General features: G+C 66.9%; 16 protein-coding genes. 6 read left to right on the plus strand and 10 right to left on the minus strand.

What is annotated here, in order from left to right:
* Positions 1 to 6: 6 nt before the first annotated feature.
* The 5 genes from metW to A7D27_RS24730 are packed head-to-tail and all read left to right on the plus strand — an operon-like array spanning position 7 to position 3,197.
* Positions 7 to 627, plus strand: coding sequence for a methionine biosynthesis protein MetW (gene metW, locus A7D27_RS24710; RefSeq protein ID WP_069559202.1), 621 nt, complete (start codon positions 7 to 9; stop codon positions 625 to 627).
* A 17-nt stretch (positions 628 to 644) separates the two neighbouring features.
* Positions 645 to 1,064, plus strand: a complete 420-nt coding sequence (locus tag A7D27_RS24715; protein ID WP_069559203.1) for a DUF4426 domain-containing protein — start codon at positions 645 to 647, stop codon at positions 1,062 to 1,064.
* Positions 1,061 to 1,654, plus strand: a complete 594-nt coding sequence (gene rdgB / locus A7D27_RS24720; protein ID WP_069559204.1) for an RdgB/HAM1 family non-canonical purine NTP pyrophosphatase — start codon at positions 1,061 to 1,063, stop codon at positions 1,652 to 1,654. The genes A7D27_RS24715 and rdgB overlap by 4 nt, the downstream gene beginning before the upstream one ends.
* Positions 1,651 to 2,856 (plus strand): radical SAM family heme chaperone HemW, encoded by a 1,206-nt coding sequence (gene hemW / locus A7D27_RS24725; protein WP_083265775.1) that lies wholly within the window; start codon positions 1,651 to 1,653, stop codon positions 2,854 to 2,856. Before rdgB ends, hemW begins: the two co-directional genes overlap by 4 nt.
* A gap of 17 nt (positions 2,857 to 2,873) precedes the next feature.
* Positions 2,874 to 3,197, plus strand: a complete 324-nt coding sequence (locus A7D27_RS24730) for a DUF3392 domain-containing protein (protein ID WP_069559205.1) — start codon at positions 2,874 to 2,876, stop codon at positions 3,195 to 3,197.
* A 139-nt stretch (positions 3,198 to 3,336) separates the two neighbouring features.
* Here the strand turns inward: A7D27_RS24730 and A7D27_RS24735 are convergent, their stop codons facing one another.
* The 5 genes from A7D27_RS24735 to A7D27_RS24755 all read right to left on the minus strand — a co-directional run bounded on the left by A7D27_RS24735 (position 3,337) and on the right by A7D27_RS24755 (position 7,099).
* Entirely contained in the window at positions 3,337 to 4,680 is a 1,344-nt protein-coding gene (locus A7D27_RS24735; protein ID WP_069559206.1) for a DUF1329 domain-containing protein, read from the minus strand.
* A gap of 189 nt (positions 4,681 to 4,869) precedes the next feature.
* Entirely contained in the window at positions 4,870 to 5,586 is a 717-nt protein-coding gene (trmB, locus tag A7D27_RS24740) for a tRNA (guanosine(46)-N7)-methyltransferase TrmB (protein ID WP_044403615.1), read from the minus strand.
* Between the two features lie 8 nt (positions 5,587 to 5,594).
* Positions 5,595 to 6,389: a thiazole synthase gene (locus A7D27_RS24745; RefSeq protein ID WP_069559207.1), complete on the minus strand. Its 795-nt coding sequence runs from the start codon at positions 6,387 to 6,389 to the stop codon at positions 5,595 to 5,597.
* A gap of 19 nt (positions 6,390 to 6,408) precedes the next feature.
* Complete coding sequence (gene thiS, locus A7D27_RS24750; protein ID WP_069559208.1) at positions 6,409 to 6,609, minus strand: sulfur carrier protein ThiS; 201 nt, start codon at positions 6,607 to 6,609, stop codon at positions 6,409 to 6,411.
* A gap of 112 nt (positions 6,610 to 6,721) precedes the next feature.
* Entirely contained in the window at positions 6,722 to 7,099 is a 378-nt protein-coding gene (locus A7D27_RS24755) for a DUF423 domain-containing protein (protein ID WP_069566429.1), read from the minus strand.
* 35 nt (positions 7,100 to 7,134) lie between these two features.
* Here A7D27_RS24755 and mtgA point away from each other — a divergent pair, with 35 nt between their 5' ends.
* The gene (gene mtgA, locus A7D27_RS24760; protein WP_371850544.1) at positions 7,135 to 7,878 is read left to right on the plus strand and encodes a monofunctional biosynthetic peptidoglycan transglycosylase; all 744 of its coding nucleotides are present in this window, start codon (positions 7,135 to 7,137) and stop codon (positions 7,876 to 7,878) included.
* On the opposite strand, the gene A7D27_RS24765 is transcribed toward mtgA, so the two are convergent.
* The 5 genes from A7D27_RS24765 to ftsY all read right to left on the minus strand — a co-directional run.
* A complete protein-coding gene (locus A7D27_RS24765; RefSeq protein WP_083265776.1) occupies positions 7,879 to 8,484 on the minus strand; it encodes a hypothetical protein in 606 nt (201 codons plus the stop codon).
* A gap of 61 nt (positions 8,485 to 8,545) precedes the next feature.
* On the minus strand, positions 8,546 to 9,400 hold the full coding sequence (gene rpoH / locus A7D27_RS24770) for an RNA polymerase sigma factor RpoH (RefSeq protein ID WP_069559210.1): 855 nt from the start codon (positions 9,398 to 9,400) through the stop codon (positions 8,546 to 8,548).
* Between the two features lie 114 nt (positions 9,401 to 9,514).
* On the minus strand, positions 9,515 to 10,534 hold the full coding sequence (gene ftsX, locus A7D27_RS24775) for a permease-like cell division protein FtsX (protein ID WP_069566430.1): 1,020 nt from the start codon (positions 10,532 to 10,534) through the stop codon (positions 9,515 to 9,517).
* A complete protein-coding gene (gene ftsE / locus A7D27_RS24780; protein WP_044403625.1) occupies positions 10,534 to 11,202 on the minus strand; it encodes a cell division ATP-binding protein FtsE in 669 nt (222 codons plus the stop codon). The genes ftsX and ftsE overlap by 1 nt, the downstream gene beginning before the upstream one ends.
* On the minus strand, positions 11,199 to 12,115 hold a 917-nt coding region (ftsY, locus tag A7D27_RS24785; RefSeq protein WP_069566431.1), incomplete at its 5' end, for a signal recognition particle-docking protein FtsY. The genes ftsE and ftsY, both read right to left, overlap by 4 nt.

Below are 12,115 nucleotides of genomic sequence, written 5' to 3' on the forward strand. Positions count from 1 at the left end.
CCCCCCGTGCGAGCCGACCTCGAAATCATCAAGGACTGGATTCCCGCCGGCAGCCGCGTGCTCGACCTGGGCTGCGGCGATGGCGACCTGCTGGCCTGGCTGCGTGACCACAAGGAGGTCACCGGCTACGGCCTGGAGATCGACCCGGACAACATCGCCCGCTGCCTGCAGAACGGCGTCAACGTCATCGAACAGGACCTGGACAAGGGCCTCGGCAACTTCGCCAGCAACAGCTTCGACGTGGTGGTGATGACCCAGGCCCTGCAGGCCGTGCACTACCCGGACAAGCTGCTGGAGGAAATGCTCCGCGTCGGCCGCGAGTGCATCATCACCTTCCCCAACTTCGGCCACTGGCGCTGCCGCTGGTACCTGGCACGCAACGGACGGATGCCGGTTTCCGACTTCCTGCCCTACACCTGGTACAACACGCCGAACATCCACTTCTGCACCTTCCACGATTTCGAAGCCCTCTGTCAGGAGCTCAAGGTTCGGGTGCTGGATCGCCTGGCCGTCGACCGTCTGCACAGGCACAATCTGCCGAGCCGCCTGTGGCCCAACCTGCTGGGCGAGATCGGCATCTATCGAGTCAGTGGCCCCGGCCTGCCTGAAAGCCGCATTGCGATCTGACCTGGAGGACCTCCACCATGCGTCGCCTCATCTTCTGCCTCTTCGCCCTTTGCCTGTCCCTGCCCGCCCTCGCGGAGCGCAAACAGACCTTCGGCGAGCTCGACGTGCACTACAGCGCCTTCAACTCCGGCTTCCTGCAGCCGGACATCGCCGCCGCAGCCGGCCTGGTGCGCAGCAAGACCCAGGGCGTGGTGAACATCGCCGTGCTCAAGACCGGCAAGCCCAGCACCGCCCAGGTCAGCGGCCAGGTCAAGGACCTGCTCGGCAAGGCCACACCCCTGACCTTCCGCCAGGTCAGCGAAGGGGGCGCCATCTACTACCTGGCGCAGTTCCCCTTCACCCAGCGCGAGATGCTCAAGTTCACCCTCACGGTGCAGCAGGGCGATGGCGCCCCGCACACCTTCACCTTCGACCAGGAATTCTTCCCAGACGAATGATGCCCTTCAAGGAACTGGTGCTGGCCAGTCACAACGCCGGCAAGCTCAAGGAACTCCAGGCCATGCTGGGTGACAGCGTGCGCGTGCGCTCCATCAGCGAGTTCAGCGACATCGAGCCCGAAGAGACCGGCCTGACCTTCGTCGAGAACGCCATCCTCAAGGCCCGCAATGCCGCGCGCGTCTCGGGCCTGCCGGCCCTGGCGGACGACTCCGGCCTGGCGGTGGACTTCCTCGGCGGCGCCCCCGGCATCTACTCCGCGCGCTACGCCGGTGGCCAAGGCGATGCCGCCAACAACGCCAAGCTGCTGGACGCCCTGAAGGACGTACCGGAAGCCGGCCGTGGTGCGCAGTTCATCTGCTCCCTGGCGCTGATGCGCCACGCCGACGACCCGCTGCCGATCCTCTGCGAGGGCCTCTGGCGCGGCAGCATCCTCTTCGAGGCGCGCGGCGAGCACGGCTTCGGCTACGACCCGCTGTTCTGGGTCGCCGAATGCAACGCCTCCGCCGCCGAACTGGCCCCCGCGGACAAGAACCGCCTGAGCCACCGCGCCCGCGCCATGGCCCTGCTCAAGCAGCGGTTGGGGATATGAAGCCAGACGCCGGAAGCCCCGCGTCGCACGCCACATCCGACGCACCGGAGCACCTGCCCCAGGGCTTCCAGCTGCCGCCCCTGGCGGCCTACGTGCACATCCCCTGGTGCGTGCGCAAATGCCCGTACTGCGACTTCAACTCCCACGCCGCCGGCCCGGAGTTGCCCGAGACGGAGTACGTCGACGCCGTGCTGGCGGACCTGGAACAGGACCTCGTCCACGTCCACGGCCGCCCGCTGACCTCGATCTTCTTCGGCGGCGGCACCCCCAGCCTGTTCAGCGCCGCAGCCCTGGGCCGGCTGCTGGAGGGCATCGAGTGCCGGGTGTCCTTCGCCCCTGACATCGAGATCACCCTGGAAGCCAACCCGGGCACCTTCGAGCAGGCCAAGTTCTCCGCCTACCGCCAGCTCGGCATCAACCGCCTGTCCATCGGCGTGCAGAGCTTCCAGGGCGACAAGCTCAAGGCCCTGGGACGCATCCACGACGGCAGCGAGGCGATCCGTGCCGCCGACATGGCGCGCAACGCCGGCTTCGACAACTTCAACCTGGACCTGATGCACGGCCTGCCGGAGCAGAGCCTGGACGACGCCCTGTACGACCTGCGCACCGCCATCGCCCAGGGGCCGACCCACCTCTCCTGGTACCAACTGACCATGGAGCCGAACACGGTGTTCTGGTCCCAGCCGCCCCAGTTGCCGGAAGACGACCTGCTGTGGGACATCCAGGAAGCCGGCCAGGCCCTCCTGGCCGAGGCCGGCTACGCCCAGTACGAAGTGTCCGCCTACGCCCGCACGGGGCACCAGGCCCGGCACAACTTCAACTACTGGACCTTCGGCGACTTCCTCGGCATCGGCGCTGGCGCCCACGCCAAGTTGAGCAGCCCCGAGGGCCGCATCCAGCGCACCTGGAAGACCCGCCTGCCCAAGGACTACCTCGACCCGGCCAAGACCTTCCAGGCCGGCGCACGGGAGCTGGACGCCGGCGAGCTGCCCTTCGAGTTCCTGATGAACGCCCTGCGCCTCACCGACGGCGTCCCCGCCGGGCTCTACCCCCAGCGCACCGGGCTGCCCCTGGCCGACCTGGCAGCCTCACGCCGCGAAGCCGAGGCCCAGGGCCTGCTCCAGGCCGACCCCGCGCGCCTGGCGGCTACGCCCAAGGGCCAGCTCTTTCTCAACGACCTGCTGCAACGCTTCCTGCCCTGAGGGGCTAAGGACGATCGATGGACCTGATCCTGGACCTGATAGCCACCCTCTCACGCTGGAGCCGTGGCCACCTCTACGACATCTCCCTGGCCATCATGGCCACCCTGCTGGTGCTGCTTGGCCCGGGCATCAACGCCTGGATCCAGCAGCGCATCGGCGGACTCAACTTCCTCTTCCGCACCCTGCTGTTCGTCACGCTCTGCGCGCTGGGCTACGGGCTGGCGATGATCTTCCTCACGCCCTGGCTGGCCAAGGGCCTGGGCTACTTCAACAACTACACCCTGGCCCCCGTCCTGCTCCTGGTGTTCTTTCTGATCGGCGTCCTGGCTGATCGGAGCTGAGTCCATACCCTGCCTGTCAGGCAGGGTGCATCCCTTCTCACAGCACCGAACGAAGTCGGCAGCCTTTCGCCACAGGAATCAGCGGCAATAAAAAACCGCCCCGAAGGGCGGTTGGAGCGTGGCCAGGCAGGCCGGAATATCAGTTGCCTTCGCGGCGCAGGGCCTGGGGCGTGAAGTCACGCGGGCCGAGGGATGCCTTGAAGTCATACATCGGTTCGTTGTTGTCCAGGCCATCGGCGAAATAGCGCGAGCCGGCGAAGTCGTAGATGGTCTCCAGGGTGCTGCCGAACATGGGGACATCGTAGTAGCTGATCGGGTGGCTTTCCTGCAGGCCGGTCAGTTTTCCGTCCTTGCCGTACAGGTCCACCGCGAGGATCTGCCAACTGTCCTCGTCGATGTAGAAGCGGCGCTTGGCATAGGGGTGGGTGAACCCCTTGCGCAGCGAGGCTTCGACGATCCAGACGCGGTGCAGCTCGTAGCGCAGCAGGTCCGGGTTGACGAACTTGGTCTTGAGAATCCGATCGTAGGGGATGCCCTTCTGATGCACGGCGTAGCTGTTGTACGGCACGAGCATTTCCTGCTTGCCCACCAGCGTCCAGTCGTAGCGTTCCGGAGCACCGTTGTAGGAGTCCACCACGTCGGCGGTGGCCATGCCGTTGGTGTCCGGCTGCAGGGTGTCGTAGGCCAGCATCGGCAGGCGGCGGACGCGACGCTCGCCCCGGTTGAAGCGCCAGGCCTTGCGGATGGACAGCACCTGATCGAGGGTTTCCTGCACCACCAGCGCCGAGCCCGCGAGCTTGGCCGGGGCTATCACTGCGTACTTGTAATAGAAGATGGTGTTTTCCAGGTCTTTCGGAGTCACGCCGTCGCGGCCATAGACGAAGTAGATGTTGCGATCCAGCTTCAGCAGGTTGTAGCTGCCGTTGGCCAGCACCGCCGCCTGGTTGGTGACGAAATGAATCTGGTCACCGCGGTAGCGCAGGATGTGGTTCCAGATCACCTCCTGCCCGCTGGCCGGAATCGGGAACGGGATACCCGCCGCCACGCCCCGCACGCCGTTGCCGCCGGCGATCAGCTCGCCATTGAGGGCGTTGAAGCGGGTCGCGTCGTAGATGCGCTGGGGCGCGGCTGCGCTGCGGTGGGTCGGGAAGACCCGGATGGAATAGTCGGGGTAGGTTTCCACCAGCGCCTTCAGGCCGGCCGGCAGTTGCGCGGCGTACTGGCTGGCATTGCGGGCCGTGATCACGTAGCTGGGCGACTCGCCAGCGTAGGGATCGGGGTGGTGCATGCCCGGCTGATAGCTGGCGGGCGGGGTGGACAGGCCGCCGTCCCAGGCAGGAATGGAGCCCTCGGCGTTACCGGCGCGCTGGCCGCCCAGCGGCGTCAGGTCCCCTCCCAAACGCGCGGCCTGGTCGGCATCGACCTTGGCCTGGGCCTGCAGGGCGCAGCACGCCAGCAGCAGAATCGCTAACTTTCTCAACACAACCTTCTCCTCGCGGCGCTCACGAATGGCGTCGCTCTTGTTCTTGTGCCACCGCCGGCGGGGCGGGGCCTGTTCAGTGTCGGATCAGGTGAGGGGTGCCGTCCTGGCGGCCGGGTGGTCCCGGTCTGTGTATGGAGTCGTTCCTGGATGCCCCGTGCTGCCAGGGCACGGGGCGGGTACTGCGGTGTATCAGTCGATGCGCTGGAACTTCAGGTCCCAGACACCGTGGCCGAGGCGCTCGCCACGACGTTCGAACTTGGTCACCGGGCGCTCTTCGGGGCGCGGCACGTAGCGGCCGTCCTCGGCGAGGTTGCGGTAGCCCGGGGCGGCGTTCATCACCTCGAGCATGTGCTCGGCGTAGTGTTCCCAGTCGGTGGCCATGTGCAGCACGCCGCCGACCTTGAGCTTGCTGCGCACCAGTTCGGCGAAGCTGGGCTGGACGATACGGCGCTTGTGATGGCGGGCCTTGTGCCACGGGTCCGGGAAGAACAGCAGGACGCGGTCGAGGCTGGCGTCGGCGACGCAGTCCCGCAGAACTTCGAGGGCATCGCAGGTGTAGACGCGGATGTTGTCGAGGTTCTGGGTCAGCATGCCGTTGAGCAGCGCGCCGACGCCGGGGCGGTGCACCTCGACGCCGATGAAGTCCTCGTCCCGCGAGGCGGCTGCCATTTCCAGGGTCGAGTGCCCCATGCCGAAGCCGATCTCGAAGGTGCGCGGCGCGCGGCGCCCGAACACCGCATCGAAGTCCTGCAGGCCGTCGGCCAGTTCCAGGCCGAAGCGCGGCAGGCCCTGATCGAGCCCGCGCTGCTGGCCGTCGGTCATGCGGCCGGCGCGCATCACGAAGCTCTTGATGGTGCGGTGGCGTACTTCGCCGTTCTCGTTCGGCGAATCCAGCTGTTCAGTCATGGAGGTTCTCAGCGAATCAGACCATCCAGCGGCGAGGAGGCGCTGGCGTAAAGCTTGCGGGGCATGCGGCCGGCCAGGTAGGCCAGGCGGCCGGCGACGATGGCGTGCTTCATGGCCTCGCCCATCATCACCGGGTCCTGGGCGTGGGCGATGGCGCTGTTCATCAGCACCGCGTCGCAGCCCATCTCCATGGCGATGGTGGCGTCGGAGGCGGTGCCGACACCGGCGTCGACCAGCACGGGCACGCGGGTCTCCTCGAGGATGATCCGCAGGTTATAGGGGTTGCAGATGCCGAGGCCGGAACCGATCAGGCCGGCCAGCGGCATGATGGCGATGCAACCGATCTCGGCCAGTTGGCGGGCGACGATGGGGTCGTCGCTGGTGTACACCATCACGTCGAAGCCTTCCTTGACCAGCACTTCGGCGGCCTTGAGGGTCTCGATGACGTTGGGGAACAGGGTCTTCTGGTCGGCCAGGACTTCCAGCTTCACCAGGTTGTGACCGTCGAGCAGCTCACGGGCCAGGCGGCAGGTGCGCACGGCCTCGGAGGCGTCGTAGCAACCAGCGGTGTTCGGCAGGATGGTGTAGCGGCTGGGCGGGATCACGTCGAGCAGGTTGGGCTCACCGGGGTTCTGGCCGATGTTGGTACGACGCACCGCCACGGTGACGATCTCGGCGCCGGAGGCTTCGATGGCCAGACGGGTTTCGTCGAGGTCCTTGTACTTGCCGGTGCCGACCAGCAGGCGCGACTCATAGGTCCGACCTGCCAGGGTGAATGGCTTGTCGATCGGCTTCTGACTCATGTGGACTCCTTGCGGGCGGCTAGCCGCCTCCGATGGCGTGTACCACTTCCACCTGGTCACCATCGCGCAGGACGGTGGCGGCATGCTGGCTGCGCGGCACGATGTCGAGGTTGAGCTCGACCGCGACACGGCGGCCAGCCAGGTCGAGTCGGACGATCAGGTCCGCGACGGTCACGCCGTCGGGCAGTTCGTGGGATTCGCCGTTCAACTGGATGCGCATGACGGGACGGTCACAACATTGGGGGGCCCGCATTCTAGCCCCGAACCTTCGGGATGACCAAGGCTGAATAACGCCATTCGTCCTGCTTTTTGACGCCAGGGTCAGGCCTGCCTCAGCGCCCGCTGAGGCGCCACGCGGCGAGCCCCAGGCACAGCCAGCCGGCCAGGAAGGACACGCCACCGAAGGGGGTGATGATGCCCAGCTTGCCGATGCCGCTGAGGGTGAGCAGGTAGAGGCTGCCGGAGAACAGCAGGATGCCGAGGGCGAAGCAGGCGCCGGCCGCGTTCACCAGGCGCCCCGGTGCGTTGAGGCTGAACAGGGCGACGCCGAACAGCGCCAGGGCGTGGATCAGCTGGTAGTGGGTGCCGGTCTGGAACACCGCCAGGTGCTCCGGGCTCAGCCGGGCCTTGAGGCCGTGGGCAGCGAAGGCGCCGAGGGCGACGCCGGTGAAGCCGGTGAAGGCGGCGAGCAGCAGGAAAAACCGGGCCATTGGGCACTCCAGACAGGATGAGAGCGGCCGCTATAATGGCGCGCCAACCCGCCCAGGCCAAGCCACGCATGATCCGATCCCTGAGTCGTCGCCTGTTCAAGCTGCTGATCTGGTTCGCCGCCGGTTCCGTCCTGCTGGTGCTGCTGTTCCGCTGGGTGCCGCCACCCGGCAGCATGATCATGGTGGAGCGCAAGGTGGAGTCGTGGATCGATGGCGAGCCCATCGATCTGCAGCGCACCTGGCGCCCCTGGAAGGAACTGCCCGACGACCTGAAGGTGGCGGTGATCGCCGCCGAGGATCAGAAGTTCGCTGAGCACTGGGGCTTCGATCTGGCAGCAATCCGCGCCGCCCTGGCACACAACGAGCGCGGCGGCTCCCTGCGCGGGGCCAGCACCCTGAGCCAGCAGGTGGCGAAGAACCTGTTCCTCTGGTCCGGCCGCAGTTGGCTGCGCAAGGGGCTGGAAGCCTGGTTCACGGTGCTGATCGAGACGCTCTGGCCGAAACAGCGCATCCTCGAGGTCTACCTCAACAGTGTGGAATGGGGTGATGGCGTGTTCGGCGCCGAAGCCGCCGCCCGTCATCACTTCGGCATCGGCGCGCCCTACCTGTCTCGGCGTCAGGCCAGCCTGCTGGCCGCCGTGCTACCCAACCCCAGGGAATGGAGTGCCGGACACCCAAGCAGCTACGTCGCCCGTCGCGCCGGCTGGATTCGCCAGCAGATGCACCAACTGGGCGGCAGCCACTACCTGGAGCAGCTCAAGCCGGCCGTGCCGTTCTGATCACTGTTTGAGGGTGGCGCGGGGCACCACGCGGATGCGGTGCACCTGGCCATCCACCACCTGGGCGGTCAGGCCTTCCACCGGGTAGACCCAGGCTTCTCCCACCCCCAACTGGAGCCGCAGGCGGGGCTGGCCGACGCTGGCCACCAGCCGCTCCGCGTCCGGCAATTGCTGGGGGCGCACATCCAGGGCCGACAAGCGGTGCTGCCCCAGTTGGTCGAGCATCTGCCGGCTCAGAGGCTGCTCGCCGTCCGGGGACTGGCCGCCCAAGGCCTTGAGCAGGCTCGCACGCTCGGCATCGTCCAGGGCCAGCTCACCTTCCAGGTTGCAGGCATCCTCGCCTTCCCCTTCGCTGCGGAACAGCAGTTGTGGACCCTCGCCAGCGTTGCGCAGCCAGAGCTCGCCGTGGGCCTGGCCGTCCAGCGCCGCCAGGGTCAGCGTGCCTTCGGCCATGGGCTCCAGCAGCGGCGCTTGCCAGGTTTCCAGGCAGGCCAGGGGCGCGGCGGGCCCACTGCCGCGCTGCATCCACATCGCCAGGCCGAAGAACAGCACGGCTGTCAGCGCAAACAACACGCCGTGGGCGGGACGAAGGGACGGCATCGCCATGGTCGATTTCTCCGGGCAGAAAAAAGCCGCCCGTTGGGGCGGCTTTCGATCATGCGACGGCTCAGGCCTGGATGAAGCCCTTGAGCTTGTTCATCGCGTTCTTCTCCAACTGGCGAATTCGCTCGGCGGAGACGTTGTACTTGGCGGCCAGGTCGTGCAGCGTGGCCTTCTCCTCGGCCAGCCAGCGCTGGTAGAGGATGTCGCGACTGCGCTCGTCCAGACCTTCCAGCGCTTCATGCAGGCTGGCGGTGGAGCTATCACTCCAGTCCGCTTCCTCCAACTGGCGCGCCGGGTCGTAGCGGTGGTCTTCCAGGTAATGCGCGGGGGACTGGTAGGCCGCGTCGTCGTCGGCATCCGCCGCCGGGTCGAAGGCCATGTCATGGCCGGTCAGTCGGCTTTCCATCTCGCGTACTTCATGGGGCTCCACGCCCAGGCTCTGGGCCACGGCATGGACTTCTTCGTTGTTCAGCCAGGACAGGCGCTTCTTCTGGCTGCGCAGGTTGAAGAACAGCTTGCGCTGCGCCTTGGTGGTGGCGACCTTGACGATGCGCCAGTTGCGCAGAATGAACTCGTGGATCTCGGCCTTGATCCAGTGCACCGCGAAGGACACCAGGCGCACGCCCATTTCGGGATTGAAGCGCTTCACGGCCTTCATCAGGCCGACGTTGCCTTCCTGGATCAGGTCGGCCTGGGCCAGGCCGTAGCCGGAATAACTCTTGGCGATGTGTACAACGAAGCGCAGGTGCGCCAACACCATTTGCCGCGCCGCTTCCAGATCCTGTTGGTAGAAGAGGCGTTCGGCCAGTTCGCGCTCCTGTTCGACCGTCAGCAGCGGGATGCCGTTGACCGCATGCACGTAGGCATCCAGGTTCGCACCGGGGGCCAGGGCATAGACAGGTTGCAGGGAAGTGGTCATGCGAATCCTCCGATTCACTAAGCTCGCGCAGTGTAGCACTGGCCTTTATGACTGCAAGGGGGCGTAAAAGTTTCGTTACACCCCTCGTTTCCGCCCCGTCCCGGAGCGGTTCTATTAGCGCGGCGCCAGCTCGCTGAGGTGGCGCGCCACCGCCAGCCAGGCGCCGATGTAGCCCAGCAGGATGGCGCCGAGCAGCAGCGACAATCCGTCACCCAGCGGCACGCCGGCAAGGGCGAAGTCACTGCCGTACAGGCCGGCCAGGCGCACCACGGCGTCATTCAGCCAGTCCAGCCCGTAGGCCAGCACCAGCCAGGCCAGCAGGCCTGCACCCACGCCATACAGCGCGCCCATATAAAGGAAGGGACGCCGCACGTAGCTGTCGGTTCCACCCACCAGCTTGATCACTTCGATTTCGATCCGACGGTTCTCGATGTGCAGGCGGATGGTATTGCCGATCACCAGCAACAGCGCCAGCACCAGCAGCACGGTCAGGCCGAAGATGAAACGCTCGCCCAGCTTGAGAATGGCGCTCAGGCGCTCGACCCACACCAGGTCGAGCTGGGCCTGCTCCACACGGGGCAGTTCGGCCAGGCGTTGGCGCAACGCTTCCAGGGTGGTCTTGTCGACTTCCTTGGGCGTGACCAGGATCACGCCGGGCAAGGGGTTCTCCGGCAGCTCCTTGAGTGCCTGCCCCAGCCCGGTCTGCTGCTGGAACTCTTCCAGCGCCTGTTCGCGGCTGATCCACTCGGCTTCGGCCACGTCGGGCATGCCGGCGATCTCGTCGCGCAGCTTGCGGCCGTCAGCCTCGCTGGCGTCCATCTGCAGGAACAGGGAAATCTGCGCCGCGCGTTGCCAGGAACCACCCAGGCGCTCGACGTTGTTGAGCAACAGCGACAGCCCCATGGGCAGGCTCAGGGCAATGGCCATCACCAGGCTGGTGAAGAAGCTGCCGATGGGCTGCCGGCCCAGGCGGCGCAGGCTGTCCATCAGGCTGGCGCGGTGGCTTTCCAGCCAGGCCGCCAGCAGGGTGCGGAAATCCGGGCCGTCATCGCCGCCTTTCTGCGGCTCCTCGGGACGGGCCGTGGCGCCCACGCGCTCGGCGGGCTTGGGCGGTGGCATGCGGGATGCGCTCATCAGCCAGCCTCCCCATCGCCGATCAGGCGGCCGCGTTGCAAGGTCAGCATGCGATGGCGCATGCGGGCGATCAGCGCCAGGTCGTGGCTGGCGATCAGAACCGTGGTACCCAAGCGGTTGATGTCCTCGAAAACGCCCATGATCTCGGCAGCCAGGCGCGGGTCCAGGTTGCCGGTGGGTTCGTCCGCCAGCAGCAGGGCCGGGCGATGCACCACGGCGCGGGCGATGCCCACGCGCTGCTGCTGGCCGGTGGACAGGTCGGCCGGGAACAGCTCGGCCTTGTCCGACAGGGAGACGCGCTCCAGGGCGATGCCCACGCGCTTGGCGATCTCCGGCTTGGACAGGCCGTGGATCTGCAGCGGCAGCGCCACGTTGTCGAACACGGTGCGATCGAACAGCAGCTGGTGGTTCTGGAACACCACGCCGATCTGCCGGCGCAGGAAGGGGATCTGGGAATTGGTGATGGTGGAAAGGTCCTGCCCGGCCAGCAGCAGCTTGCCGGTGGTGGGACGCTCCATGGCCAGCAGCAGCCGCAACAGGGTGCTCTTGCCGGCGCCGGAATGGCCGGTGACGAAGAGGAACTCGCCCCGGCGGACACGGAAACTCAGTTCATGCAGGCCGACATGGCCATTGGGATAGCGCTTGCCGACCTGCTCGAAGCGGATCATGCGCGCTCCTGCTCGGCGAACAGGGCGCGAACGAAGGCCTCGGCCTCGAAGTCGCGCAGGTCGTCGATGCCCTCGCCGACGCCGATGTAGCGGATCGGCAGGGCGAACTGCTTGGCCAGAGCGAAGATCACGCCGCCCTTGGCGGTGCCGTCCAGCTTGGTCAGCGCCAGCCCCGACAGGCTCACCGCCAGGTGGAACTGCTTGGCCTGGTTGATGGCGTTCTGGCCGGTGCCGGCGTCCAGCACCAGCAGCACCTCGTGGGGAGCGCTCTCGTCCAGCTTGCCGATCACGCGGCGCACCTTCTTCAGCTCCTCCATGAGGTTGTCCTTGGTGTGCAGGCGCCCGGCAGTGTCGGCGATGAGCACATCCACGCCACGGGCCTTGGCGGCCTGCACGGCGTCGAAGATCACCGAGGCGGAGTCGGCGCCGGTGTGCTGGGCGATGACAGCGATGTTGTTGCGTTCGCCCCACACCTGCAGCTGCTCGACGGCAGCGGCGCGGAAGGTGTCACCGGCGGCGAGCATGACCTTCTTGCCCTCCAACTGAAGCTTCTTGGCCAGCTTGCCGATGGTGGTGGTCTTGCCGACGCCGTTCACGCCGACCACGAGGATCACGTAGGGGCGCTTGGCGCTGTCGATCACCAGCTTCTGCTCGACGGGCTTGAGCAGGCCGGCCAGCTCGTCCTGCAGCGCCTTGTACAGCGCATCGGCGTCGGCCAACTGCTTGCGCGCAACCTTCTGGGTCAGGCTCTGGACGATGGCGGTGGTGGCCTCGACGCCCACGTCGGCGGTCAGCAGGCGGGTCTCGATCTCGTCCAGCAGGTCGTCGTCGATGGCCTTGCGCCCAAGGAACAGGCTGGCCATGCCCTCGCCGATGCTGGCGCTGGTCTTCGACAGGCCCTGCTTGAGGCGGG

The organism is Pseudomonas sp. 1D4 (genome assembly GCF_001728925.1).
In the GTDB taxonomy this organism is placed as follows: Bacteria; Pseudomonadota; Gammaproteobacteria; order Pseudomonadales; family Pseudomonadaceae; genus Metapseudomonas; species Metapseudomonas otitidis.